General features: G+C 65.3%; 24 protein-coding genes and 1 tRNA gene. 8 read left to right on the top strand and 17 right to left on the bottom strand.

The annotated features are described in order from the left end of the window. Nucleotides 1-33 precede the first annotated feature (33 nt). Entirely contained in the window at nt 34-978 is a 945-nt protein-coding gene (gene hemC, locus GO608_RS13490; RefSeq protein WP_169197993.1) for a hydroxymethylbilane synthase, read from the bottom strand. A 221-nt stretch (nt 979-1,199) separates the two neighbouring features. Between hemC and ppc the strand changes: the two genes are divergently transcribed. Beyond that, on the top strand, nt 1,200-3,950 hold the full coding sequence (ppc, locus tag GO608_RS13485) for a phosphoenolpyruvate carboxylase (protein ID WP_169197994.1): 2,751 nt from the start codon (nt 1,200-1,202) through the stop codon (nt 3,948-3,950). Nucleotides 3,951-3,975: 25 nt separating this feature from the next. Here ppc and GO608_RS13480 read toward each other — a convergent pair whose 3' ends face one another. Next, nucleotides 3,976-4,737 carry a LytR/AlgR family response regulator transcription factor gene (locus GO608_RS13480; RefSeq protein WP_169197995.1) on the bottom strand — a complete coding sequence of 254 codons (762 nt, stop codon included), beginning with the start codon at nt 4,735-4,737 and terminating at the stop codon, nt 3,976-3,978. A 169-nt stretch (nt 4,738-4,906) separates the two neighbouring features. Here GO608_RS13480 and argH point away from each other — a divergent pair, with 169 nt between their 5' ends. The 5 genes from argH to GO608_RS13455 all read left to right on the top strand — a co-directional run bounded on the left by argH (nt 4,907) and on the right by GO608_RS13455 (nt 9,419). Then, nucleotides 4,907-6,364 carry an argininosuccinate lyase gene (argH, locus tag GO608_RS13475; RefSeq protein WP_169197996.1) on the top strand — a complete coding sequence of 486 codons (1,458 nt, stop codon included), beginning with the start codon at nt 4,907-4,909 and terminating at the stop codon, nt 6,362-6,364. 219 nt (nt 6,365-6,583) lie between these two features. Beyond that, complete coding sequence (locus GO608_RS13470) at nt 6,584-7,159, top strand: hypothetical protein (protein ID WP_169197997.1); 576 nt, start codon at nt 6,584-6,586, stop codon at nt 7,157-7,159. 6 nt (nt 7,160-7,165) lie between these two features. Further along, nucleotides 7,166-7,447 (top strand): hypothetical protein, encoded by a 282-nt coding sequence (locus GO608_RS13465; protein WP_169197998.1) that lies wholly within the window; start codon nt 7,166-7,168, stop codon nt 7,445-7,447. Then, on the top strand, nt 7,444-8,316 hold the full coding sequence (locus GO608_RS13460) for an HprK-related kinase A (RefSeq protein ID WP_169197999.1): 873 nt from the start codon (nt 7,444-7,446) through the stop codon (nt 8,314-8,316). The genes GO608_RS13465 and GO608_RS13460 overlap by 4 nt, the downstream gene beginning before the upstream one ends. Next, nucleotides 8,313-9,419: a nucleotidyltransferase domain-containing protein gene (locus GO608_RS13455; protein WP_169198000.1), complete on the top strand. Its 1,107-nt coding sequence runs from the start codon at nt 8,313-8,315 to the stop codon at nt 9,417-9,419. Before GO608_RS13460 ends, GO608_RS13455 begins: the two co-directional genes overlap by 4 nt. A 32-nt stretch (nt 9,420-9,451) precedes the next feature. Here the strand turns inward: GO608_RS13455 and grxD are convergent, their stop codons facing one another. The 9 genes from grxD to groES all read right to left on the bottom strand — a co-directional run bounded on the left by grxD (nt 9,452) and on the right by groES (nt 17,857). After that, nucleotides 9,452-9,775, bottom strand: a complete 324-nt coding sequence (gene grxD, locus GO608_RS13450) for a Grx4 family monothiol glutaredoxin (RefSeq protein ID WP_169198001.1) — start codon at nt 9,773-9,775, stop codon at nt 9,452-9,454. 93 nt (nt 9,776-9,868) lie between these two features. Beyond that, nucleotides 9,869-10,705 carry a peptide chain release factor N(5)-glutamine methyltransferase gene (gene prmC / locus GO608_RS13445; RefSeq protein ID WP_169198020.1) on the bottom strand — a complete coding sequence of 279 codons (837 nt, stop codon included), beginning with the start codon at nt 10,703-10,705 and terminating at the stop codon, nt 9,869-9,871. 7 nt (nt 10,706-10,712) lie between these two features. Next, nucleotides 10,713-11,792, bottom strand: a complete 1,080-nt coding sequence (prfA, locus tag GO608_RS13440; RefSeq protein ID WP_169198002.1) for a peptide chain release factor 1 — start codon at nt 11,790-11,792, stop codon at nt 10,713-10,715. A gap of 46 nt (nt 11,793-11,838) precedes the next feature. Continuing rightward, complete coding sequence (gene hemA / locus GO608_RS13435; protein ID WP_169198003.1) at nt 11,839-13,092, bottom strand: glutamyl-tRNA reductase; 1,254 nt, start codon at nt 13,090-13,092, stop codon at nt 11,839-11,841. Nucleotides 13,093-13,234: 142 nt separating this feature from the next. Next, a tRNA-Phe gene (locus GO608_RS13430) sits at nt 13,235-13,310 on the bottom strand. Nucleotides 13,311-13,394: 84 nt separating this feature from the next. Beyond that, on the bottom strand, nt 13,395-14,882 hold the full coding sequence (locus GO608_RS13425) for a sensor histidine kinase (protein WP_169198004.1): 1,488 nt from the start codon (nt 14,880-14,882) through the stop codon (nt 13,395-13,397). Beyond that, entirely contained in the window at nt 14,857-15,543 is a 687-nt protein-coding gene (locus GO608_RS13420; protein WP_169198005.1) for a response regulator, read from the bottom strand. Before GO608_RS13420 ends, GO608_RS13425 begins: the two co-directional genes overlap by 26 nt. A 325-nt stretch (nt 15,544-15,868) precedes the next feature. Next, on the bottom strand, nt 15,869-17,521 hold the full coding sequence (groL, locus tag GO608_RS13415) for a chaperonin GroEL (protein WP_169198006.1): 1,653 nt from the start codon (nt 17,519-17,521) through the stop codon (nt 15,869-15,871). Nucleotides 17,522-17,566: 45 nt separating this feature from the next. After that, nucleotides 17,567-17,857 (bottom strand): co-chaperone GroES, encoded by a 291-nt coding sequence (groES, locus tag GO608_RS13410; protein ID WP_053419949.1) that lies wholly within the window; start codon nt 17,855-17,857, stop codon nt 17,567-17,569. Between the two features lie 225 nt (nt 17,858-18,082). Between groES and GO608_RS13405 the strand changes: the two genes are divergently transcribed. Then, a complete protein-coding gene (locus GO608_RS13405; RefSeq protein WP_169198007.1) occupies nt 18,083-18,433 on the top strand; it encodes a hypothetical protein in 351 nt (116 codons plus the stop codon). An 86-nt stretch (nt 18,434-18,519) separates the two neighbouring features. On the opposite strand, the gene GO608_RS13400 is transcribed toward GO608_RS13405, so the two are convergent. Further along, nucleotides 18,520-20,277 (bottom strand): autotransporter assembly complex protein TamA, encoded by a 1,758-nt coding sequence (locus GO608_RS13400; protein ID WP_169198008.1) that lies wholly within the window; start codon nt 20,275-20,277, stop codon nt 18,520-18,522. A gap of 116 nt (nt 20,278-20,393) precedes the next feature. Then, nucleotides 20,394-21,395, bottom strand: coding sequence for a class 1 fructose-bisphosphatase (locus GO608_RS13395; RefSeq protein ID WP_169200530.1), 1,002 nt, complete (start codon nt 21,393-21,395; stop codon nt 20,394-20,396). 236 nt (nt 21,396-21,631) lie between these two features. On the opposite strand from GO608_RS13395, the gene GO608_RS13390 reads away from it, so the two are divergent. Further along, nucleotides 21,632-22,897, top strand: coding sequence for a D-amino acid dehydrogenase (locus GO608_RS13390; RefSeq protein WP_169200529.1), 1,266 nt, complete (start codon nt 21,632-21,634; stop codon nt 22,895-22,897). A 152-nt stretch (nt 22,898-23,049) separates the two neighbouring features. Here GO608_RS13390 and GO608_RS13385 read toward each other — a convergent pair whose 3' ends face one another. The 4 genes from GO608_RS13385 to GO608_RS13370 all read right to left on the bottom strand — a co-directional run bounded on the left by GO608_RS13385 (nt 23,050) and on the right by GO608_RS13370 (nt 26,238). Then, nucleotides 23,050-23,490 carry a ClpXP protease specificity-enhancing factor gene (locus GO608_RS13385; RefSeq protein WP_169200528.1) on the bottom strand — a complete coding sequence of 147 codons (441 nt, stop codon included), beginning with the start codon at nt 23,488-23,490 and terminating at the stop codon, nt 23,050-23,052. A 34-nt stretch (nt 23,491-23,524) separates the two neighbouring features. Then, nucleotides 23,525-24,121 (bottom strand): glutathione S-transferase N-terminal domain-containing protein, encoded by a 597-nt coding sequence (locus tag GO608_RS13380; protein WP_169118182.1) that lies wholly within the window; start codon nt 24,119-24,121, stop codon nt 23,525-23,527. A gap of 96 nt (nt 24,122-24,217) precedes the next feature. After that, nucleotides 24,218-24,973 carry a cytochrome c1 gene (locus tag GO608_RS13375; RefSeq protein ID WP_169118181.1) on the bottom strand — a complete coding sequence of 252 codons (756 nt, stop codon included), beginning with the start codon at nt 24,971-24,973 and terminating at the stop codon, nt 24,218-24,220. Continuing rightward, on the bottom strand, nt 24,970-26,238 hold the full coding sequence (locus tag GO608_RS13370; RefSeq protein WP_169200527.1) for a cytochrome b: 1,269 nt from the start codon (nt 26,236-26,238) through the stop codon (nt 24,970-24,972). Before GO608_RS13370 ends, GO608_RS13375 begins: the two co-directional genes overlap by 4 nt. Nucleotide 26,239 lies beyond the last annotated feature (1 nt).

Raw genomic sequence — 26,239 nt, 5'->3', positions numbered from 1 at the left:
GTCATCGACAAGGCCGTGCCGTCCGGACCGGGCTCACCCCAGGCGCGCGAGAATGTCTTCGGCCCCTTGCGCGCGCAAGTCGTCGGCCAGTGCGAGCCCGAGCGCTTCGGCATCGGCCGCATCGCCTTCGCGTTCGGCGCGGACCATGCGACTGCCATCGGGCAGCGCGACGAAGCCGCGCAGCCACAGCCGGCCGGCGCGCATCTCGGCGTAGGCGCCGAGCGGCACTTCGCAGCTGCCCGCGAGCGCGCGCGAGACCGCACGCTCGGCGCGCACGCAGGCGGAAGTGTCGGCATCGTTCAACGGCGCGAGCCAGGCCGCGATGTCGGTGCGCTTGGCCAGGCATTCGATGCCGAGGGCGCCCTGCCCCGCCGCCGGCAGCGACACTTCGGACGGCAGTTCGGCACGGATGCGATTCGTCAACCCGAGCCGCTTCAGGCCGGCGGCAGCGAGGATGATCGCGTCGTACTGCCCCTCGTCGAGCTTGCGCAGCCGCGTGTCGAGGTTGCCGCGCAGGCTCGTGACCGCCAGGAACGGGAACTGCGCATGCAGCTGCGACTCCCGACGCAGCGACGAGGTGCCGACGACCGTGCCCGGCGGCATGTCGGCGAGGCTCGCGTAGCGCGGCGACACGAACGCGTCGAGCGGCACTTCGCGCGCCGAGATGCACGGCAGCGCGAACGGTTCGGCCAGTTGCATCGGCACGTCCTTCATCGAATGCACGGCGATATCGGCGCGCCCCTCGAGCAGCGCGGCTTCGAGTTCCTTGACGAACAGCCCCTTGCCGCCGACTTTCGCGAGCGGACGGTCGAGGATCTGGTCGCCGCGCGTCGTCATGCCGAGCAGTTCGACGCGACAGCCCGGGTAGAGCGCTTCGAGCCGGGCCTTGACGTGTTCGGCCTGCCACAGCGCGAGACGGCTTTCGCGGGTGGCGATTACGATGCGTTCGGGGGCGGGAAAGTCGGGGGTAGCGCTCACGGTGGGCAGACTCGTCACGGAGGAATGGATCGATGTCGCCCGCGGCAAAGGGTTGCCGCAACGCAACATCAGGGTTGGCGCCAATGGCGCACGGGCTGGCCGGCATTCTAGCATGGGTGCAAATTGAGCCTTTCGTGCCTCGGCGGGCGCAAGCCCCATCACGTCGGCCGGCGAGCCGGCCGGCCGCTCCCACAACGTAGCCCCCACACCCGGAACAGACCATGACTGAAGACAAGGACGCCCCGCTGCGCGAAGACATCCGGCTGCTCGGCCGCGTACTGGGTGATACCGTGCGCGACCAGCAGGGCGAAGCGGCATTCGCCCTCATCGAGCGCATCCGCCAGACTTCGGTGCGCTTCCGCCGCGACGACGACAAGGCGGCACGGCGCGAACTCGAAGGCATCCTCGACGCGCTGTCGCGCGAACAGACGATCGAAGTCGTGCGCGCGTTCAGCTATTTCTCGCACCTGTCGAACATCGCCGAGGACCAGCATCACATCCGCCGCAGCCGCGCACACCTGATCGCCGGCTCGGCGCCGCGCGAAGGCAGCGTCGCGCACGCGCTCGTGCGCGCGCTGGCGAGCGGATTGCCGCCGGGCCGGCTCGCGGCGTTCTTCGACACCGCGCTGATCTCGCCGGTGCTGACGGCGCATCCGACCGAAGTCCAGCGCAAGAGCATCCTCAACTGTGAGACCGACATCGCACATCTCCTCGACGCGCGCGATCGCATGACGCTGACGCCGGAGGAGCGCGAGGAAAGCGACGACGCGCTGCGCCGCGTGGTGCTGACGCTGTGGCAGACGCGGATGCTGCGCCCAGCCAAGCTGTCGGTCGTCGATGAAGTCGCGAACGGCCTGTCGTACTTCGACACGACTTTCCTGCGTGAGCTGCCGCGGCTCTATGCCAACCTCGAAGACCAGCTCGCGAGCCGCGACCCGGCGCTCGCCGGACTCGAATTGCCGGCGTTCCTGCAGGTCGGCAGCTGGATCGGCGGCGATCGCGACGGCAATCCTTTCGTCACCGCCGACGTCCTCGAGCGCGCGCTCGCGATGCAGGCGGGGGCCGCGCTCGGCTTCTATCTCGACGAACTGCACGTGCTCGGCGCGCGCCTGTCGCTCGCGCTCGGGCTGGTCACCGCCTCCGATGCGCTGCTCGCGCTCGCCGACCGCTCGCCCGACCATTCCCCGCACCGCAACGACGAGCCCTACCGCCGCGCGATCTCCGGCATCTACGCGCGGCTCGCGGCGTCGCACCGCGCGTTGCTCGGCACCGAACCGCCCCGCCACCCGGTGGCAGTGGCGGAGCCCTACGCCGCCGTCGCCGAACTCGCCGACGATCTCGACGTCATTCACCGCTCGCTCGTCGCGAACGGCTCGGCGGCGCTCGCGCGCGGGCAGCTGCGCCGGCTGCGCCGGGCGGTGCGCGTGTTCGGCTTTCACCTCGCGCCGATCGACCTGCGCCAGAATTCCGACGTGCATGAGCGCGTCGTCGCCGAGCTGCTCGCGGCCGCACAAGCCGGCACCGACTACGCGGCGCTCGACGAGGCGGCGCGCGTCGCGCTGCTGCTCGAGGAACTCACGACGCCACGGCCGCTCGCGTCGCCGCACGTGCGCTATTCGATTGAAACCGAAGGCGAGCTGGCGATCTTCCGCGCTGCGCGCGCGGCCCACTGGCGCTACGGGACCGGGGCGATCCCGAACTGCATCATCTCGAAGACCGACGACGTCTCCGATCTGCTTGAACTCGCGCTGCTGCTGAAGGAAGCGGGCCTGCTGCGACCGCACGAAGGGGCGCTGGACGTCAATATCGTCCCGCTGTTCGAGACGATCGAGGATCTCGCGAACGCGCCGGCGGTGATGGACCGCCTGTTCGCGCTGCCCGGATACATGAACCTGCTCGCCGCCTCCCGCGACCGCACGCACGAAGTCATGCTCGGCTATTCCGACAGCAACAAGGACGGCGGCTTTCTGACGTCCGGCTGGGCGCTCTATAAGGCCGAGATCGGCCTCATCGAGGTGTTCGCCCGCCACGGCATCCGTCTGCGGCTGTTCCACGGCCGCGGCGGTTCCGTCGGACGGGGCGGCGGCCCGAGCTACCAGGCGATCCTCGCGCAGCCGGGCGGTGCGGTGCAGGGGCAGATCCGGCTCACCGAGCAGGGCGAAGTGATCGCGGCGAAATACGGCAACCCGGAAGTCGGCCGGCGCAACCTCGAAGTCATCGTCGCCGCGACGCTCGAGGCGAGCCTGCTCGCCGATCGCGCTCCGGCACCGCGCGCCGAGTTCCTCGACACGATGCAGGCGCTGTCGGACGTCGCGTTCGCTGCGTACCGCGGGCTGGTCTACGACACCGAAGGGTTCGAACGCTATTTCTGGGAGTCCACCGTGATCTCGGAGATCGCCGAACTGAACATCGGCTCGCGGCCCGCGTCGCGCAAGAAAGGCACGCGCATCGAGGACCTGCGCGCGATCCCGTGGGTGTTCAGCTGGTCGCAATGCCGCCTGATGCTGCCGGGCTGGTTCGGCTTCGGCAGCGCGGTGAAAACGTGGCTCGCGGCCCACCCCGACGACGGCATCGCCCGCCTGCAGGCGATGCACCGCGAATGGTCGTTCTTCGCCGCGCTGCTGTCGAACATGGACATGGTGCTGGCAAAGACCGATCTGGCGATCGCGTCGCGCTATGCCGGCCTCGTCAAGGACGTGAGCTTGCGCGAGGCGATCTTCGAGCGCATCCGCACCGAATGGCACGACACTGTCGAGGCGCTGCTCGCGATCACCGGCCAGCGCGAGCTCCTCGACGGCAACCCGCTGCTCAAGCGCTCGATTCGCAACCGTTTCCCCTACCTCGATCCGCTCAACCACGTGCAGGTCGAACTGCTGCGCCGCCACCGCGAGACGCACGACGACGCGCGCATCCGGCTCGGGATCCATATCTCGATCAACGGCATCGCGGCCGGTTTGCGCAACAGCGGCTGAGGAAGTCGGCGCGTCGGAGCGAGAGTCAGAGCCCGAGCGCGTGCCGGACCGCCGGCCACTGGCGCCGACTGATCGCCAAGCGTTCGGCGAGGCCGGCGAGCACGACGTCCCAGTGCGGCTCCCCGTCGTCCTCGCCCGCGCGTTCGACACCCGTCACGGCGCTGCGCGAGACGAGACAGTTGCGATGGATGCGGACAAAGCGATCGCGGAACTCCTGTTCGAGCTGGACGAGCGACTCATCGAGCAGGAACTCGCGCGCCGCGGTGCGCGCAGTGACGTACTTGAGTTCCGCGCGCAGGAACAGCACGTCGGCAACCGGCACCAGCACAATACGCCCGCGCTCGTTCACGCTGAAATGGCGCCTTGCACCGCGCGAAAGACCGGCCAGCAGCGCGTCGGCAGCGGGCGAACGCCTGCGTGCGCGCGCGAGCGCTTCGGTAAGCCGCGCCGCGCGCACCGGCTTCAGCAGGTAGTCGGTCGCCGCCAGGTCGAACGCCTGCACCGCGTATTCGTCGTATGCCGTCGTGAAGATCACCGCAGGTGGGCACTCGAGACTGCCGAGGTGGCGCGCGAGTTCCACCCCGTCCATGACCGGCATGCGGATGTCGGCGAGCACGACGTCGGTCGCCAGGTCTTCGATCAGGCGCAACGCTTCGAGCCCATTCGCCGCCACACCGACGACGCGTGTCGGCTGCGTCTGCGCGATGTCGTCGAGCAGGTCCTTGAGGCGTGCGCGAGCGGGCTCCTCGTCGTCAACGATGACGACCCGCAGAGCAGCGTCGGTCATGCAGGAATTCTCCGTTGTGGCGACGCGGGGAAAGCCCGCGTCGCAAGCGCCTTGCAGAAGCCGGCGAAGCTTTTGCTTTATACTTTTCACCCCTTGTATGCGACGGACGAAGTCTGCGCCGCCGCAGCATCGAACGGTTTTCCCGGTCGGTTTTCCTTCCACGGACATTATGACAGACACCTCTTCCTCGCAGCCGGCCAAGGCGTGGTCCGGCCGTTTTTCCGAACCGGTCTCGGACCTCGTCAAGCGCTATACCGCCTCGGTGTCGTTCGACCAGCGCATGGCTCAACAGGACATCCGCGGCTCGCTCGCGCACGCGAAAATGCTCGCCCGTCAGGGCATCATTGGCGCGCAGGATCTCGCCGACATCGAGCGCGGCATGGTACAGATCCGCGGCGAAATCGAGCGCGGAGAGTTCGACTGGAACCTCGACGACGAGGACGTGCATCTGAACATCGAAAAGCGCCTCACCGCGCTCGTCGGCGATGCGGGCAAGCGGCTGCACACCGGGCGCAGTCGCAACGACCAGGTCGCGACTGACATTCGCCTGTGGCTGCGCGACGCGATCGACGAGATCCTCACGCTGATCGGCGAGTTCCAGAATAACCTGCTCGACGTCGCCGAAGTGAATGCAGCGACGCCGATGCCCGGCTTCACGCACCTGCAGGTCGCGCAGCCCGTCACGTTCGGCCACCACCTGATGGCCTATTTCGAGATGACGCGCCGCGATGCCGAGCGCTTCCAGGATTGCCGCAAGCGCGTGAACCGCCTGCCGCTCGGAGCCGCGGCGCTCGCCGGCACGAGCTACCCGATCGACCGCGAATTCGTCGCTGCCGAGCTGGGCTTCGACGAAGTCTGCTACAACTCGCTCGACGCCGTTAGCGACCGCGATTTCGCGATCGAATTTTGCGCCGCCAGCGCGCTCTTGATGACTCACCTGTCGCGCCTGTCTGAAGAGCTGATCCTGTGGATGAGCCCGCGCGTCGGCTTCATCGACCTCGCCGACCGCTTCTGCACCGGCAGCTCGATCATGCCGCAGAAGAAGAACCCCGACGTCCCCGAACTCGTGCGCGGCAAGACCGGCCGCGTCAATGGCAGCCTGATCGCGCTCTTGACGCTGATGAAAGGCCAGCCACTCGCCTACAACAAGGACAACCAGGAAGACAAGGAGCCGCTGTTCGACACCGCCGACACGGTGATCGACACCTTGCGCATCTACGCCGACATGATCACCGGCATCAGGGTCAAGGCGGACGCCATGCGCGACGCCCTCAAGCAAGGCTACGCGACGGCGACCGACCTCGCCGACTATCTCGTCAAGAAAGGCCTGCCGTTCCGCGACGCACACGAAGCGGTCGCGCTCGCCGTGCGCGCAGCCGAGGCGAAAGGCTGCGACCTGCCGGACTTCAGCCTCGACGAGCTGCGCGCCTTCTCACCGCTCGTCGGCGAAGACGTGTTCGCAGTGCTGACCGTCGAAGGCTCGCTGGCGTCACGCGCGCACGTCGGCGCCACCGCCCCGGAACAGGTCCGCACGGCCATCGCGCGAGCCCGCGGCGCGTGGATCCAACTTTTGAGCAGCGGCTGCGGCAATCGGAACGGAAATATTACGCGGGTGTTCGACCGTTAAGCATGACGGAGCGTCGGGGAATTTTACATCCGCCTTTCAGGACTCCGCACAGTGTCGAATTTGTTCTTTTTATATCAGTATCTTGCCCAACCGAGATAGAACGGGTGCAAAATTTGCTTCTCTTCGAGGGAGCTTAAAAAGAATCAAAAATTTCACTCAGATGGCGATAGCCCATATATTCTTTTGGCAACAAAAGAACGAATTTCGGAGGAAATTTTCATGCGCGACGCCCAGCAGTCGAATTCGGTCGAGCAGCGCCGCAAGCTGCTGAAGGGCGCCTTGGCGGCTTCCGGAGTGATAACCATGGGGTACAGCGGGTCGGCGCTGGCTTCAATCAATTGTATCGAGAAAGTACGAACCGACGTGGGCTTCCCGGGCACTGATTTGCAGTTCAGAGAATTTGCTCCAGATCCTCTTTTGGGGGAGCAGGACTGGGCTTGGGTGAAAGTGGAAATCCGTAGATTCACCGTCATATTCAATGGAACTCTGACAGAGTTTGCTGGTTTTCAACCTGCCATCGATCCCGCTGTCGTTGACGCTATGGCTCCTGTTTACACAGTGCCCACTCTGGAGTGGCCGATGCTGCTTGCCACCGACCCATCTTTATCTTTAATTGGCTCCTACGATCCCCCCCGCTATGGTTGGGTGTTGGCTTATTTCGACGACAGTGGCGCGATAACAGGCGTTTTTCCAACCACGAACACTTTTGAGGAAGGTTTTACGCCGGCGACAGACCTTTGCCTGGCGTCCATAAACCCGACCCTGGACCGGACGAACATGTCCTTTGGGGGCTGAATTTGGATGGTTTCTCCGACGGGGCTGACTCCCGGTGAATGGTTACAGCGTTACTGCCCGGTCCTCGACGGGCAGTTCGTTTTTCTGAACCCGCTGTCTTGGGAAACGCATCTGTTGACCGAGAGCGCAGTACTGGTGCTGCGGGAAGCTGCTGTCAGCATCGAGGAAAACCGGTTTGACGCCTTCCTCGACGAGGTGGCCGAAGCCGGCGGATGGCCGCCCGGACTCGAATTTCTGGCCCGCTCCCTCACGACGCTTGTCGACCAGAAACGGGAAGCGGGACAATGACTGTCTCGCTCGACTACCGGCTGTTCGACGTCGGCGCTGCCCGCATCGCCGTGGCATCGTCGCTCGACGCTTTCCGCCGCCACCTCGATACCGTGTATCCCCATCAGGAAGTGCTCGACGGGTCCGCCTTTGCCGACGTGCGCATGTCGCTGCTGCCCCAGTCCGCATGGCGCTTGCACACTCGCCAAGTCGAACTGTGGTCGGAAGGACAGCGGCCGTTCGAACCGTATCCGGCGAATAGCGCACTGCCGCTATTTGAATGGGGCAGCAACTGGTTGCTGGCGCAGCGGCTCAACGCTTACCTGCTGCTGCACGCCGGTGTCGTGGCGCGCGACGACAAGGCGCTGATCCTGCCGGCCGAGCCCGGTTCGGGCAAGAGTACGCTGACCTGTGCCCTGCACTTGGCCGGTTGGCGCTTCCTGTCGGACGAATTCGGCGTGATCGATCCGGAAAGCGACGAAGTTCTGCCGATGCTGAAGCCGGCCGCACTGAAGAACCAGTCGATCGAAGTCATCGGCGCACGCCCCGGAGCGGTGATCGGCCCGGTGTTCCCCAAGACGCGCAAAGGCGACGTCGCGCACTTCGTACCCGATCGACGAAGCTTCGAGGCACGCCATCGTCGCGCCCAACCCCGCCTGATCGTCTTCCCCCGCTACCGGTCCGGCGCCCCGCTGCGAAGCAGGCGAGTTCCGGCGGCGCAAGCCGCACTGCGCGTGGGGCTGAACAGCTTCAACTATCAAGTGCTCGGACCGGTCGGCTTCGGCATCACGACACGACTGGCACAAAGCGTCCGCGCCCACGAACTGGTGTACGGGGATCTCGACGAAGCGGTCGCCCATATCGAAACCCTGTTCCGGGATGCCGGATGACCAACCACGCCTCGACCTCCGACATCGCCGATGTCCCGCTGCTGCTGATGGGCCTCCGAACACCGCTGGCGATCGATGAGGCGCGCTGGGAACGACTGCTGCGCATCGGACGCCTCACGGGCCTGCACGGCCGGCTGGCGGCACGCAATCTCCTGCACCCGGAACTTCCCCCGCCGGTGCGGCGGCATCTTCTGTCGTCCGCACGGGTCGCCGCATTTCGCTCCCAGATGCTACGCGCCGAACTTTTCCATCTGGCTCCACTGTGCAGGAACGATTTCCCGGTAATCCTGTTGAAAGGCAGCGCGTACGTACTGCAACGACGCAGGATGGCGGAGGGGCGTTTCGCTTCGGATATCGACTTGCTCGTGCCGCGCGAACAATTGCGCGTCATGGAGGACCGGCTCAAGGCCGCGGGCTGGCAAGCGCAGAAGCTCGATGCCTATGACGAACGCTACTACCGGGACTGGAGCCATGAGACGCCGCCCCTGCGTTACCCGGGGCGCACGCTGGAAGTGGATTTGCACCATGCGATCACGCCCGTGACAGGACGCCGGGCGTTCGACCCTGCCACCCTGTTCAACCGCAGCCAGCCGATTCCCGGCACCCCGTTTTACGCATTATGTGCGGAAGACCAGGTGCTGCACGCCTGCCTGCACTGCTTCAACGATGGCGACCTCGAACTGCGCGTGCGCGAGGTGGTGGATATCGACGGACTGGTACGCGAATATGCCGATCGTCCCGGTTTCTGGGACCGGCTGGGGCAGCGCGCGACCGAACTCCGTCTTGAACGCCCGCTGTGGTATGGATTGCATTACGCTCACAAGTGGTTGGCATGTCCGGTTCCGGGGTCGGCGGTGGCCGCGCTGAAGCAACCGCCGGCCTTGCATCGGCGACTGATGGACATGCTGGTTCCGATGACGATGTTGCCACCCTCACCGGATCACCCGCCCGCACTAAAGGTCAAGTGTGCCCGCGTGCTGATGCTAGCGCGCCACCATCTGTTGCGCATGCCGCCTCATATGCTGGCACCGCACCTGACGCGGAAGTCACTGCGCCGGATGCGTGCCCACCTTAGGGGTAACGTTGAAGCGGGCAGTGCCTGAAAGCCGACGGGGATCCCCGTTGGCCAGGAATGTTACGAGGCGACACCTGCATTCTGCAGCATCGTCTTCAATTCGCCGTTTTCATACATCTCGCGCATGATGTCGCAGCCCCCGACGAATTCGCCGTTCACGTACAGCTGCGGGATCGTCGGCCAGTTGGCAAACTGTTTGATGCCGTTGCGGATTTCGTCGTTCTCGAGAACGTTCACCGAAAAGAATTTCGGCACGCCGCTGTGCTTGAGGATCTGCACGGCTGTCGACGAGAAGCCGCACTGCGGAAACTGGGGCGTGCCCTTCATGTACAGGACGACGGGGTTCGTGGTGACCTGTTCGCGGATGACTTCCTGGATGTCCATGGTTCATGTCCTAAAAGTTGAGTGTTTCAGTCGGGTAATTCTATGGATGGATGTCGCACGCGTCAATAGCCTCCGCGCGAGGGCTTGCCACGGTCAGCGACCGCGCCATTGCCCCCCCGACACCCGTTCGATGCCCGCCAGATCCTTCCAGGACGCGATCGACGAAAACCCGGCATCAGTCAGCAGCCCGCGTACCGCGGCAGCCTGGTCAAAGCCGTGCTCCATGAACAGCCAGCCGCCGGGCTCGAGGTGGCGCGGCGCCTGCGCGGCGATGGCCGCGAGGTCGTCGAGCCCGTCGGGGCCGGCGGCAAGCGCGGTGCTCGGTTCGAAGCGCACGTCGCCCTCTTCGAGATGCGGGTCGGCGGCCGCGACATAAGGCGGGTTTGCGACGATGAGTTGATAGTGATCGTCGCCGAGCGAAGAAAACCAGTCGCCAAGCACGAAGGAGACGCTCGCGCGCAAGCGCGCCGCATTCGCCATCGCCACCCACAGCGCTTCGCGCGAACGATCGACCGCGACGACGTCGGCCTGCGGCAGCTCGAGCGCGAGGCTGACCGCAAGCGCGCCACTCCCGGTGCCGAGGTCGAGTACGCGCGTATGCGGCTTGTCGCCGAAATGCGCCAGCGCCAGTTCCACCAGCAGCTCGGTGTCGGGACGCGGAATCAGCACCGCCGGCGTCACGATGAACCGGTGGCCGAAGAACTCGCGCTCGCCGGTCAGGTACGCCACCGGCTCGCCGGCCTCGCGGCGCTCGACGAGCGAGCGGAACTCGGCCCACTCCGGCGCTTCGAGCCTGGCTTCCGGATACGCTGCCAGGCGCACCGCCGAGCACTGCAGCACGTGCCGCAGCAGAAGGCGCGCATCGACGATCGCGATTCGCGCCCGCGCCCAGTTCAGGGCGCCGCCGATATCAGGGGCAGCTTCAGCCATTTTCAAGTCAGTCGCCTCCCAGCGCCGCAAGCTGGTCGGCCTGGTGCTCCCGCGTGAGCGCATCGATGAGCTCGTCCAGATCGCCCTGCATCACCGCGTCGAGCTTGTAGAGCGTGAGGTTGATGCGATGGTCCGTGACGCGCCCCTGCGGATAATTGTACGTGCGAATGCGTTCAGACCGGTCGCCGCTACCGACCAGGCTCTTGCGCGTGGCGGCCTCGCGCGCCTGCTGCTCGCGCAATTGCCTGTCGTGGATGCGTGCGGCGAGCACCGACATCGCCTGCGCGCGGTTGCGATGCTGGGAACGATCGTCCTGGCACTCGACGACGATGCCGGTCGGAAGGTGCGTGATGCGCACTGCCGAATCGGTCTTGTTGATGTGCTGGCCGCCAGCGCCGCTGGCGCGGAACGTGTCGACGCGCAGGTCCGCGGGATTGATGTTCACCGCTTCGACTTCATCGGCCTCGGGCATCACCGCCACCGTGCACGCCGAAGTATGGATGCGTCCCTGCGTTTCCGTCACCGGGATGCGCTGCACGCGATGCCCGCCCGACTCGAACTTGAGCTTCGAATACGCCCCGGCACCCGCCACGCGCAGAATCACTTCCTTGTAGCCGCCCAGATCCGACGGGCTCGACGACACGATTTCGACTTTCCAGCGCTGGCGCTCGGCGTAGCGCGTGTACATTCGCAAAAGGTCGCCGGCGAACAGCGAAGCTTCGTCGCCCCCGGTGCCGGCACGCACTTCGAGAAACAGGTTGCGCTCGTCGCTCGGGTCGCGCGGCAGCAGCGCACGCTGCAGTTCGGCCTCCAGCGCCTGCAGGCGCCCCGCCCCCGTTTCGAGCTCGCTCTCGGCGAGCTCGCGCATCTCCGCGTCGGCGAGCAGCGCGCGCGCGCTCTCGCAATCGGCCTCGGCTTGGCGGTACGCGCCGTACAAGGCGACCACCGGCTCGATCTCGGCGCGCTCGCGTCCGAGCGAACGGAACCCGTCCAGGTCGCGCACCGCGTCCCCGGACGACAACTCGCGGTCGAGTTCCGCCAGGCGGTGGGTCAGGAGTTCGAGCTTGTCGCGGATGCTCTGCTTCATGAAGGGCGGGATCGAGTGGAGAACGAAACAGGTTGGGGGCCGACGACTAATCGGGGGAGTTGAGATTGAACAGCTGCTGCACGAGCCGGCTCGCATCGGCCTGCTGCTCGCCTTCGGACTGGTTGAGATAGCGGGTCGGACTGTGCATCAGCTTGTTGATCAGCCCATGACTGAGCGCATCGAGCACTTTCTGCGGGTCTTCGCCTTTTGCCAGCAGACGCGTCGCCCGCTCCAACTCGACCGCGCGCACCGTCTCCGCGTGCTGGCGCAGCGCGCGGATCGTCGGCACCGCATCGCGCGCCTGCATCCAGTGCAGGAAACCATTGACGCGCGAATCGATGATCTCCTCGGCTTCGAGCACGGCCTGCTGTCGCGACTCGAGACCCGCGTCGACGATCTGCGCAAGATCGTCGACGGTGTACAGGAAAACGTCGTCGAGTTGGCCGACTTCGGCTTCGATGTCGCGCGGCACCGCAAGATCGACCATCACGATCGGGCGGTGGCGGCGCGCCTTGATGGCGCGTTCGACCATGCCCAGACCGACGATCGGCAGCGGGCTCGCCGTACAGGACACCACGACGTCGAAGTGCGGCAGCATCTCGCCAACCACGTCGAGCCGCATCACTTCAGCGCCGAAGCGATGTGCGAGCAACTGCGCGCGCGCTTCGGTGCGGTTCGCGACGGCGATCCGCTTCGGGCACGCCCCGGCGAAATACGCGGCACACAGTTCGATCATTTCGCCAGCGCCGATGAAGAGCACGCGCTGGTCCGACATCCGCTCGAAAATGCGTTCGGAAAGGTGCATCGCTGCCGCCGCCATCGACACGATGTTCGCTCCGATCGCCGTCGTCGAACGCACTTCCTTCGCGACGGCGAATGTGTTCTGGAACAGTTTGTGCAGTAGCGTGCCCATCGTCCCGGCTTCTTCGGCACGGCGGGCGGCGTCCTTGACCTGGCCGAGGATCTGCGGCTCGCCGAGGACCATCGAGTCGAGCCCGCTCGCGACGCGGAAGACATGCCGGATCGCGTCGCGTTGCGGGTAGGTGTAGAGGTACGGCGAGACTTCACTCAACGGCAGGTGATGAAAACGTGCCAGCCAGTCGGCAGCGTGCTGCGGCTGCTCGGTGGCGAAGTACAGTTCAGTGCGATTGCAGGTCGACAGGATCGCGGCCTCGCGCACCGTCCGCTCGTGCGTCAGATCATGCAGCGCGTCGTCCAACCGCTCGGGCTGAAACGCCATCTGCTCGCGAATCGTGAGCGGCGCCGTATGATGATTCAGGCCAAGAGCATAAAGTTGCATGCGCGATCGCAGTGGAGCGTAATGCCGCGAATTATAGCACTCCGCGAAACTGCGAAAGATTGAGCAAAATCAGGCAGTTCTGGCAGGCCTTCGGCAGCCCGAAAGAAAACGGGCCGGCAAGTGCCGGCCCGTTTTCGTGTTCTGGTGGCCAGGGACGGAATCGAACCGCCGACACGCGGATTTTCAATCCGCTGCTCTACCAACTGAGCTACCTGGCCGGGAAAGCGCGCATTATAGCCGAATCGGGACCGCCGTCAATCACCGATGCAAAAATCGTTTCCGCATCAGCGAACGCCGGTTCCTCACGTTACCGAAAATGACGGGAGGAAAGGCTGGGCCGGCGGGGTGACCAGCGGTCCGCGCGGGAAAAGGACTTGTGCTGTCGTACCCGGACCTGTCGGGTTCGGATTCAGCGTCACCGTGGCGCGGTGCAGTTCGGCGATCTCCCGCACGATCGGCAACCCGAGGCCCGAGCCGTCCACCCCGCTTCCAAGCACACGATAGAAGCGTTCGAAGACGCGCTCGCGGTCCGCTTCCGGAATGCCGGTACCGGTATCTTCGATCTCCAGCACGATCGCTCCCGCGACGCGGGTTCGCGCGGTGACGCGCCCCCCAGGGGGTGTGTATTTGATCGCGTTGTCGAGCAGGTTCTTGATCAGTTCGCGAAGCAGCACCGGGTTGCCCTCGATCGGCAACGGCCGCCCCGCATCCTCGACCCCCAAGTCGATTCCTTTCACCTGCGCGCGCGGATAGAGCTCGAGCGCCACATCCCGCACCATCGCGTCGAGGTCCACCTGCTCCACCGCGTACAGTTTTTCGAAGCTCGCTTCCGCGCGGGCCAGCGACAGCAGTTGGGTGATCAAATGGCTGGCCCGGTCGGTGCTGTCCGCGATCCGCTGCAACGACTCGCGCAGTTGCTCGGGGTCCGTTTCGAGCAGCGCAAGGTCGGTCTGCATCTTCAGGCCGGTCAGCGGCGTGCGCATCTGGTGAGCGGCGTCGGCGATGAAGCGCTGCTGCGCGTGCAAGTTTTCTTCGAGGCGCGCCATCATGTCATTGAACGCGACGATCACCGGCCGCACTTCCTCCGGAACGCTCGCCGCGGCGATCGGCGACAGGTCCGTCGGACGCCGGCGGCGGATCAGGCTTTGCAACCGGTTCAACGGCGCGATGCCCCGTGTCAGGCCGACCCACACGAGCACGACCGCGATCGGGATGATCGCGAACTGGGGCAGCAGCACGCCGGTCACGACGCGCGAGGCGAGATCGCTGCGCTTGTTGCGCGTCTCGGCCACCTGAACCAGCACCAGCGGGCTTGCGGGTTCGGGCCAGGCACGCAGATACTGGTACGCGACGCGCACCTCCTCGCCATGAATCACGTCGTCGCGGTACAGCACCTCTTCCGCGACCACCGTCGCAGGGGGCGCGACCCACGAAATTTCGCGGTCTCCGGTGACAACTTCGCCGCTGCCGTTGGCGACCTGGTAATAGACGGTGTCGTCCTGGTCGGCGCGAAACAGCGCCCGCGGCGGCGCCGGAAAATGCACCACGATATTCCCGTCTTCGACCGACACGAGGCGTCCGAGCGCCCGCACACTGTCGGCCATCGCACGATCGTAGGGCTGGTTCGCGAGATTGTCGGCGACGTTGTGCGTGACGATGATGGAGATCGGCCACAGGAACAGCAGTGGCGCGAGCATCCAGTCGAGGATTTCGCCGAACAGCGAGTTCGGCTGCGCCGGGGGCCGGTTCGCTGCCGCCGTCTTGTCAGGCTTTCGCCGTCTGGACCGCATCCGGGTTTTCCAGGCAATAGCCGAGTCCGCGCACGGTGACGATGCGCACGCCGCTGTCTTCGAGCTTCTTGCGCAGCCGGTGGACGTAGACCTCGATCGCATTGCTCGAGACCTCTTCCCCCCAGCCGCACAGGTGATCCACGAGCTGATCCTTGCTCACCAGTCGCCCGACCCGCAGGACGAAGACTTCGAGCAGACCGACTTCCCGCGCCGACAATTCCACCACTTGCCCGTTGATCTTCGCCACCCGGTCAGCCTGGTCGTACGAAAGGCTGCCGATCTCGATGCGCCGCGGTTGTCCCGTGCCTCGTCGCGTCAGCGCGCGCACGCGTGCCTCCAGTTCCGGCAGCGCGAAAGGCTTCGTCAGGTAGTCGTCCGCCCCGGCATCGAGTCCTCGCACACGCTCCTCGACCCCGTCCTGGGCAGTGAGGATCAGCACCGGCAGCGCCGACTTGCGCGCGCGCAGCCGTTTCAGGACGTCGATCCCGGGGAGCTTCGGCAAGCCGAGGTCGAGAATCAGCAGGTCGTATGTCTGGCTGGCCAGCGCGGCATCCGCCTCGCTGCCGGAAGCGACGTGATCGACGGCATACCCGCCGCGTTTGAGGGCCCGCCCAAGGCCGTCGGCAATGACAGAGTCGTCTTCAGCAAGAAGGATCCGCATGGAAATATGGAAAATATGGATGTAAGTTGTCCGTAAGCGGGCGCGCCTAGTCTTACCCCCGCTGTTCTCCTATTACCGGCCCGGGGAATGGCGGCGCCTTTCGGCCCGCACATTCCGGGGAGCGCCGGTGTGCACAACCTGCACAACCCGCGCTCCCTGCCCCTTTTTCCCCACGATCGATTGATTATCCCACCTTTCCGCAGCGTGGCGCGTCGACACGTCCATCGCCCACCCCAAAGCAAACGGCCCCGCCGCAGCGGAGCCGTTTGCTTTGGCGCCACCGGGCCCGCAAGCCCGGAAGCACGAGGCGAACCTCAGACTGGCATTACATGCCCATGTCCATGCCGCCCATACCACCCATGCCGCCCATGCCACCCATGCCGCCCATCGACGGCTTTTCTTCAGCCAGCTCGCCGACCATGCAGTCGGTGGTCAGCATCAGGCCGGCGACCGAGGCTGCATTCTGCAGCGCGATACGCTCGACCTTGGTCGGATCCAGCACGCCCATGTCGACCAGGTCGCCGTACTCGCCGGTGGCGGCGTTGTAGCCGAAATTGCCCGTGCCTTCGACGACGCGATTGACGACGACAGAGGGCTCGTCACCGGCGTTGGAGACGATCTCGCGCAGCGGCTGCTCCAGCGCGCGCAGCACGATCTTGATGCCGGCGTCCTGGTCGTGGTTGTCGCCCTTGAGGGTGCCGAGGTTCGCACGGGCACGCAGCAGCGCCACGCCGCCGCCCGGGACGATGCCTTCTTCAACCGCGGCACGGGTCGCGTGCAGCGCGTCTTCGACGCGGGCCTTCTTCTCCTTCATCTCGACTTCGGTCGCGGCGCCGACCTTGATGACGGCAACACCGCCGGCGAGCTTCGCCACGCGCTCCTGCAGCTTCTCGCGGTCGTAATCGGACGTGGCTTCCTCGATCTGCGCGCGGATCTGCTTGACGCGGCCTTCGATGCGCTCGGGTTCGCCGGCGCCGTCGATGATGATCGTGTTTTCCTTGCCGATCTCGATACGTGCCGCCTGGCCCAGCTCGGCCAGCGTCGCCTTCTCCAGCGTCAGGCCGACTTCCTCGGCGATGACTTGGCCGCCGGTCAGCACGGCGATGTCCTCGAGCATCGCCTTGCGACGGTCGCCGAAGCCCGGCGCCTTGACGGAGCAGGTCTTCAGGATGCCGCGGATGTTGTTGACGACGAGGGTCGCCAGCGCTTCGCCTTCAACGTCTTCGGCGACGATCAGCAGCGGGCGGCCGGCCTTCGCGACCTGCTCGAGCACCGGCAGCAGATCACGGATGTTCGAGATCTTCTTGTCGAACAGCAGGATGAACGGGCTTTCGAGAATCGCGACCTGGCGGTCCGGGTTGTTGATGAAGTACGGGCTGAGATAGCCGCGGTCGAACTGCATGCCCTCGACGACGTCGAGTTCGTTCTGCAGCGACTTGCCGTCCTCGACGGTGATCACGCCTTCCTTGCCGACCTTGTCCATCGACTTGGCGATGATTTCGCCGATGTCGGCGTCGGAGTTTGCCGAGATCGAGCCGACCTGGGCGATTTCCTTGCTCGTCGAGCAGGGCTTCGACAGCTTCTTCAGTTCTTCGGTGACCGCGATCACCGCCTTGTCGATGCCGCGCTTGAGGTCCATCGGGTTCATGCCGGCAGCGACGAACTTCATGCCTTCGCGCACGATCGACTGGGCCAGCACGGTCGCGGTCGTGGTGCCGTCACCGGCGATGTCGGAGGTCTTGGACGCGACTTCCTTGACCATTTGCGCGCCCATGTTCTCGAACTTGTCCTTCAGTTCGATTTCCTTCGCGACGGAGACGCCGTCCTTGGTCACCGTCGGGGCGCCGAACGAGCGCTCGAGCACGACGTTGCGGCCTTTCGGGCCGAGAGTGACCTTGACCGCGTTGGCCAGGATATTGACGCCGGCGACCATGCGGTCACGGGCGGAATCACCAAACTTGACTTCTTTTGCAGCCATCGTTCATTGCTCCTTGAATTCGTGGGACGGGATCGACCGGGGCGCTCAGGCCTCGACGACGCCCATGATGTCTTCTTCGCGCATGACGAGCAGTTCGTCACCCTCGACTTTGACGGTCTGGCCGGCGTACTTGCCGAACAGCACCTTGTCGCCGACCTGGACGGCCATCGGGCGAACCTTGCCGTCGTCGAGGATCTTGCCGTTGCCCACCGCGAGCACTTCGCCCTGATCGGGCTTTTCGCCGGCCGAGTCGGGGATGACGATGCCGCTGGCGGTCTTGCGCTCGGCTTCCAGGCGCTTGACGATCACGCGATCATGCAAGGGACGAATTTTCATCGTGATGACTCCTTCAGTTCGAATTCAACATATCTGCGGGCAGACCCGCAGCATAAATTTATCAAGGGCGCGGACCGGCCCGGGACGGTTAGCACTCACTGCCAACGAGTGCTAATAATAGGGACGGCCCCGGCCGATTTCAAGAGCGCGGAAAGTGTTTTCCTGCCACCGCAGGCAGGCACGCCGAATGCTGCGCCCTTTACTCCCTCGAAAAGGAGAGCAGACATGGCCAAAAGCAGCATTCTCGGTGGCGACGAGACACCCAGCGTACCGCCCGGTCACAGCACCGCCGACCTGGGCCCGAGCGACAGTTCCGACAGCGGCAGCGACATCGCCGGCGCGCCCGGCCTGGTTGACGACGCGGGCATCGCGACGGACAGCGGCACGACGTCGGACATGGATCATGGTCGTGGCGCAGGCGCGGACATCGGCGACACCGATCTCGACAGCGACACCGATGCCTCCGGCACCGGCGAACGCCGCGCCGCGGGCCGCGACGACAGCAGCCGCGAGGCGAACGACATCCAGCCGGACAGGATCACGCGCAATCCGGGCGGTCTGACCGGCAAGCCGTGACGGCCTTGTCGAGCAACTGAAAAATCTGCCGATATCCCGCCGGAAATACCTGCTCCTGTTGCCACGGTTCAGGCCGACGACGGTGTTCAGAACGCGATCGCGATGCCGAAATGCAGGCGCAGCCGCTTTTCCTCGTGGCCGTACGCGAGATCGACGGCGAGCGGGCCGGCAGGACTTTTCCAGCGCGCGCCGACGCCGTAGCCGGTCTTGAGCGCGAAGGCGTCGCGACTGTCGGCAGCATCGCCCGCATCGACGAACGCCGCCGCTCCCCACTGCGGCAGGAACCAGCGGACATATTCCGCGCTCAGCGTCGCGAGGTAACGCCCGCCGACTGTCGCATCGCCCTCTCTGACGCCCAGGCTCTCGAACGCGTAGCCGCGCACCGTTTGCGTGCCACCGGTGCGGAACAGGAAATCGTGCGGTACGCCGTCGCGACTCGGCGCCAGCGTCGCTCCGCCTTCGACGCGCAGGATCAGCACGTCGCGTTCGACAAAAGGCAGGTAGCACACGTAGCGGCCGTAAAGCCGGAGGAAATCCTGGTCGGACAGTAGCGCCTTCGCGCCGCCGCCGATATCGAACTGCAGCACGTCGCCTCGCCGCGGATCGAGGAGGTCGTCGACGCGCCGCCGGATCCACGTCCAGTTCGCCGTCAGCGAGTTGCGGCTCGTCGATGGTGCGCCGTCCGGCTCGCGTTGTTCGTGCTGCAGCCGCAGCGCGAGTCGTGTGTCGATGTTGCCCCGTGTCCTGGTGCGCGCCACGCCCACTGCCTGGGTCGTCAGCGTCAGTCCCTCGACAGTGCTGCGCTCGATCGCGCCACCAAAGCTGTCCCGGTGACCGGCTCGCGCGGGCGGCAGGAAAACATCTGCGTACGCAGCGTTTCGGCGCTGCTCGAGGCGCACTCCGGTGGCCAGCTCCCAGCCGCGGTCGAGGAAATTCACGTCGCGCCAGCTCATCTCGGTGCGAAAACCGGTATTGGTCGAATAGCCGACGCCGAAACCGAGATATCGGGACTGCGCTTCGGTGACCTGGACGCGGATCGGCACGGCGGCGGCAAGCGCCGGATCGCGCTCGATATCGACGGTCACCGAGGCAAACTGCGGGGAATTCTGCAGGGCCGCCTGCAGCAAAAGGAGGCGCTCCTGATCGAACGGTTCGCCAGCCTCCAGCATGTTGAAACGTTCGACGAAATCGGGCGGAAGATCCTGCAGGCCCGACACCTCTAGTGGGCCGAGGAAAAAGCGCGGCCCGGAGTCGACTGTCACCGAAAGCTGCACGGTCGCGTTGTCCGGATCGACTTCGGCCCGGCTGTCGACAATGCGCGCCGCCGCGTAATCGCGCATCGCAACCCCGTCGAGGAGGCGCGCTTTCGCATCGTCCCAGGCGCTCTGGCGAAAAGGTTCTCCCGGCTCGAGAGGCCAGGCCCGGCGCAGCGCAGCGCGACGGGCCGCGCGCGCCTCGTCGTCGCCGGCCAGATCACCGTCGAACAGCAGCTCGACACCTGCGATGCTCGCCCGCGGACCGGGCTCGACCGACAGCCGCCACCGGCCGTCCGGCTCGCGCTGCAAGCGGATCTCGGGCGTGAAATACCCTTCGGTCGCCAGCAGTTCCGCTGCTTCGCGCCGCGTGCGCCGGGCCAGCGCGACGCGGTCGGCCTGCACCTCCGGCAAGACCTGCCCGTCGGGATCGAGGATGCGCAGATGGCGCTCGAGCAGCGGCCGCACGCTGTCGGGGGCGTCGAGTTCGACCTGCAGCAAGGCCTGAGCGAACACGGTGCCGGACGAAAGCCCGAGGCACAGCGTGATGAGCCGCAGCCGCAGCCACGCATGAGTCCGTAAAGCTGTCATGCCAGGATTCTACGGCAGAGGTACGGGGTCGGCAGTTTCCGGATCTTGCTGCGCCTTCCGGCTGCGGCCGGTGCCCACCCCGCGGTCCGGCCCGCCCCCATTCCCGGATCCGCCGCTCAACTTTCGAGATGATAGGCGGTCACGCGCTCCACTTCATGGGTCGAACCGAGGATTACCGGCACGCGCTGGTGCAGCTTTTCCGGCTGCACGTCGAGAATCCGCTGGCGCCCCGTCGTCGCCGAGCCGCCGGCCTGCTCGACGATCATCGCCATCGGATTCGCCTCGTACATGAGGCGCAGCTTGCCGCCCTGGTCACGACACTTCTCGTCCAGCGGATACATGAAAATGCCGCCGCGCGTGAGGACGCGATGCACATCGGCGACCATCGAGGCGACCCAGCGCATGTTGAAATCCTTGCCGCGCGGCCCCGTCCTGCCCTGCTGCAACTCGCCGACATAGCGCTGCACCGGCGACTCCCAGTGGCGCGCGTTCGATGCGTTGATCGCATATTCCTGGGTATCCACCGGCACCGTCATAAACGGGTGGGTGTAGACGAAACTGCCCATCTCGCGATCCAGCGTGAAACCATGCACGCCGTTGCCGACCGTGAGGATCAGCAGGGTCGAGGGGCCGTACAGCGCGTACCCCGCGGCGACCTGCTCGCGACCGGGCTGCAGGAAGCACTCTTCGGTGGGCTCCTTGATCCCTTCGGGGAAGCGCAGCACCGAGAAGATCGTGCCGACCGAGATATTGACGTCGATGTTCGACGAACCGTCGAGCGGATCGAACAGCAGCAGGTAGCCGCCCTTCGGGTAGTCGAACGGAATCTGATGCACTTCCTCGACCTCTTCGGACGCCATCGCCGCGAGGTGCCCGCCCCATTCGTTGGCCTGCAGCAGGATCTCGTTCGCGATCACGTCGAGCTTCTTTTGCGCCTCGCCCTGGATGTTGTCGGTGCCCGCCTCGCCGAGCAGATCGGCAAGCGCTCCTTTCGAGACATTGACGGCGATCGCCTTCACCGCCCGGGCGACGACTTCGATCAGCAGTCGCAGGTCGGGGCTAGTGCGGCCGGCGCGCTGCTGCTCGATCAGGAATTGGGTTAGCGTGACGCGTCGCATGAATTGACTCCTTGTTGGTCCAGCCGGGCCAGACTTCAGTTTGTTTCGCAAGCTTGCGGCGCGGATTATCCCGCGGAAGGCGATCGAGCGCACCACCGTACGCGAACGCGGTTATGATCCTTGCGCGATCGCTGCCCCTGCATGTCCGCACCGCCTCGTACTGCGCCACGTGGGCATCGGGGACGTCCGGTCCGGCGCGGCTCAAAAACTGTTTCCGTTCAATCCACTCCCTGACTATGCACGTTCTGGTTCTCGGCGCCGGTGTCACTGGCGTCACCACCGCCTGGTATCTCGCCAAAGCGGGCTTCGAAGTAAGCGTGGTGGACCGCCAACCCGAGGCCGCCCTTGAAACCAGCTACGCCAACGGCGGCCAGATCTCGATCAGCCACCCTGAACCTTGGGCGAACCCGGCGGCGCCGCTCAACGCCCTGCGCTGGTTCGGCCGCGAGGACGCCCCGCTGCTGTTCCGCCCCCACGCCGATCCCGCCCAATGGGCCTGGACGCTCGCGTTCCTGCGTGAATGCCTGCCGCACCGGGCGCGACGCAACACCGCGGCCATTGCCAGTCTGGCCGTGCATAGCGGCGAACGCCTGCGCGCGCTGCGCGCGGAAACCGGCCTCGCCTACGATCACCTCGAGCGCGGCATCCTGCATCTGTTCTTTACGCCACAGGAGTTCGCGCGCGTCGGCCCCAAGGCTGCGGAACTCGCGACCTACGGCATCCCGGCCCGCCCGTGCAGCCGCGACGAATGCCTCGCGATCGAGCCTGCGCTCGCCGGCACGGCCGGAGAGCTTGCGGGCGGCCTGTATGCCCCGAACGACGAGTCGGGGGACGCGTTCGGTTTCACCCAGGCGCTTGCCGAGCGGGCGGCGCAGGCGGGCGTGCGCTTCCATTACAACACCACCATCACCCGCATCGACCACAGCGGCGGGCGCATCGACGGCATCGAAGTCCACGACGCCGACGGGCGCAACGGCGGGCTTACCGCCGCGGCCTACGTGCTGTGTCTCGGCAGCTACAGTCGCTCGCTGGTCGCCCCGCTTGGCGAGCACCTGCCGATCTACCCGGTGAAAGGATATTCGGTGACCGTCCCGCTCCGCGACGCGCAACGCGCGCCCAGCGTGAGCCTCACCGATGAGTCGCGCCGCATCGTCTGCTCGCGCCTCGGCGACCGGTTGCGCGTCGCAGGGACGGCCGAATTGAACGGCTACAACACCGGCATCAACCTGACCCGCTGCCAGGCCATCCTCGACTGGCTGGAGGCGCGTTTTCCCGGCGCCACCGACACCGCCGCGGCGCAGCTGTGGGCGGGGTTGCGCCCCGCCACGCCCGGCAACGTCCCGCTGATCGGGCGCAGCCGCGTGCCCAACCTTTGGTACAACACCGGCCACGGGACATTGGGATGGACGCTTGCCTGCGGCTCTGCCAGCTGCCTCGCCGCCCTGATGTCGGGCCGTCCGGCGCCGGTGCCCAACTTCCCGTTCCTGGGAAACAAAACCTGACCTGCGCACGGTAGCGTTCGCCCCGCTGACCGAGGGCCTTCCCAACCTCGCAGTCACGCTACCGCCTGCGGGCGAACCCAGACCGGTAAGACATTCCCGATTCGGCCCCGGCCCCAATACACCGGAACGCCCCCGGGCTGTGCGGCAGCCGGTTACTTGACGATCTTCAGATGGTTGCGGGGCGCTGTCGGACGCTTTTCCACAGGCGGCGTGGCGACAGAATTGTTCTCGTCCTGCTGTCCGCCGAGCTCCTCGCCCGGGACACCCGATGCCTCGACCGCCGCCTCAGGCTCGAACGCCATGCCGTGCCCGTTCTCCCGCGCGTAGATTGCAAGGACGTTGGACACCGGGACCGACAGCGCGTGGGCGACGCCGCCGAAACGCGCCTGGAAAGTGATCAGGTCGTTGCCCATGACCAGTTGCTGCGTCGCTTCGGAACCCAGGTTGAGCACGATCTGCCCGTCTTGCGCATAGCCCGCCGGGACCACGGTACGCTCGTCGACGAGCACCGCGATATGGGGCGTGAAGCCCTGGTCGACGCACCATTCGAAAATGGCGCGGAGCAGGTAGGGTTTGGTAGATATGTTTGTCATGGTCGGTAGCGCCCCTCACACGGGGCCTCGGCGTTCAGCGCCGCATCACCTTTTCGGACGGGGTCAGGGCGTCGATGAAACCCTGCCGGCTGAAAATGCGTTCGGCGTATTTCATGAGGTTCGCAGCGGCCTTCGGCAGTTCGATGCCGTAATGCTCGAGACGCCACAGCAAGGGGGCGATCGCGACGTCGAGCATCGAGAACTCGTCGCCTAGCATGAACTTCTGCTTGACGAAGATCGGTGCGAGTTGAACGAGTTGGTCACGCACGTGGGCGCGGCTCTTTTCGACGCCCTTCTGGTTCTTCTCGAGCACGTCGATGTGCGAGAACAGTTCCTGCTCGAACGTGTGCAGCAACTGGCGGGCACGCGCGCGCAAGATCGGGTCGGGCGGCATCAGCTGCGGATGCGGGAAGCGCTCGTCGATGTACTCGTTGATGATGTTCGCCTCGTACAGGACGAGGTCGCGATCGACCAGCACCGGCACCCGGTTGTACGGGTTGATGATGGCGATGTCTTCGGGCTTGTTGTAGAGGTCGACATCGATGACCTCGAAGTCCATTCCCTTTTCGAAGAGCACGATCCGGCAGCGGTGACTGAACGGATCGGTTGTGCCGGAATACAGGTTCATCATGTTGTTGCAGCTCCTGATACAAAAGCAAAGCGCACCACGCGATGACCGCGTGGTGCGTCAAATTCAATGAGTGCGCGGATCAGGTCCGGCGGGTTCTCAGTGAATATCCTTCCAGTAATTTTTCTTCAAAGCATAGGAGAGCACGAACAGCCCCGCCAGGAAGATCAATACGTACATCCCGATCGTCTTGCGTTTGTCGGCCATCGGCTCCCCCATCCAGACGAGGAAGGAGACCAAGTCGGCAACCGTCTTGTCATATTCCTCGACGCTCATCCTGCCCGGCGTCGCAAGTTCAAGGGCGACCGATTTCGTGCCGTCCTCGTGCTCGGTGACCTTCGCGACCTGTTGGCCCTGCAGTTCCCACAGCGCGTGCGGCATGCCGACGTTGCCGAATACCACGTTGTTCCAGCCTGTCGGGCGCGCCGGATCGCGGTAGAACTGACGCAGATAAGTGTACAGCCAGTCGGCGCCGCTGCCGAACTCGGATGCGCGCTGGCGCGCGATCAGCGTCAGGTCGGGCGGGGTCACCCCGAACCACACCTTCGATTCGGCCGGGCGCATCGCGATCTTCATCAGGTCGCCGACGCGTTCGCCGGTGAACATCAGGTTGTCGCGGATCTGCTGCTCATCGAGACCGATCTGCTGCAGCGTGTTGTAACGCGCGAAGCTCGCGCTGTGGCAGTTCAGGCAGTAGTTGACGAACACCTTGGCGCCATTCTGCAGTGCGGCCGGGTCGGAGCTGACCGGCGCCTTGTCCAGATGCAGTTCCGCCCCGGCGGACAACGCGAGAGCCGGCGCGAACAGCACGATGGCGGCCAGGCGCTTGAGAGTCTTGATCACACGAATGCTCATTTGAACGTCACCCTTTCCGGTTCGGGTTTGCACTTGTCGAGTTTGCTGTACCACGGCATCAACAGGAAGAACGCGAAGTACAGCACCGAGCAGATCTGGGCGACCAGGGTACGACCCGGGGTCGGGGGCAGCACGCCGAGGTAGCCGAGGATGAAGAACGCGACCAGGAACACCGCCAGGATGGCCTTGAACAGCCCGCCCTTGTAGCGGATCGACTTCACCGGGCTGCGGTCCAGCCACGGCAGGAAGGCGATGATCACGACCGACGCGCCCATCGCGACGACGCCCCAGAACTTCGCATCGACGCCGAACAGCGGGTACGTCACCGCGCGCAGGATCGAGTAGAACGGCGTGAAGTACCACACCGGCGCGATATGCGGCGGCGTCTTCAGCGGGTCGGCGGGGATGAAGTTGTTGTACTCGAGGAAGTAGCCGCCACCCTCGGGCGCAAAGAACAGGATTGCCGAGAACACGATCAGGAAACCGACTACGCCCATGATGTCCTTCACGGTGTAGTACGGGTGGAACGGGATGCCGTCGAGCGGGATGCCGTTGGCGTCCTTCTTCTTCTTGATCTCGACCCCGTCCGGGTTGTTCGAGCCCACTTCGTGCAGCGCGACGATGTGCGCCAGCACCAGGCCGATCAGCACCAGCGGCACGGCGATCACGTGGAACGAGAAGAAGCGGTTCAGCGTCGCGTCGGACACCACGTAGTCACCGCGAATGACCAGCGACAGGTCCGGCCCGATCACAGGGATCGCGGAAAACAGGTTCACGATCACCTGCGCACCCCAGAACGACATCTGCCCCCACGGCAACAGGTAGCCCATGAATGCTTCGGCCATCAGCGCAAGGAAGATCAGCGTGCCGAAGACCCAGATCAGCTCGCGGGGCTTGCGGTACGAGCCGTACAGCAGCCCGCGGAACATGTGCAGGTAGACGACGACGAAGAACGCCGACGCGCCGGTCGAGTGCAGGTAGCGGATCAGCCAGCCGCCCGGCACTTCGCGCATGATGTATTCGACGCTGGCGAAGGCGACGGGGATGCCGGACGCGTTCACCGAAGCATCGGGCTTGTAGTGCATGACCAGGAAGATGCCGGTCACGATCTGGATCACCAGCACCAGCAGCGCGAGCGACCCGAAGAAGTACCAGAAATTGAAGTTCTTCGGCGCGTAATATTCCGACAGGTGCGCCTTCCAGGTCGACGTGAGCGGGAAGCGCGCGTCGATCCAGTGCATCAGTTCTTGTGATTTTGTAGTCATC

It is taken from the genome of Aromatoleum buckelii (assembly GCF_012910785.2).
Classification (GTDB): domain Bacteria; phylum Pseudomonadota; class Gammaproteobacteria; order Burkholderiales; family Rhodocyclaceae; genus Aromatoleum; species Aromatoleum buckelii.
Note: the sequence above shows the minus strand (reverse complement) of the source record. Positions and strands in the feature narration are given on the sequence as shown.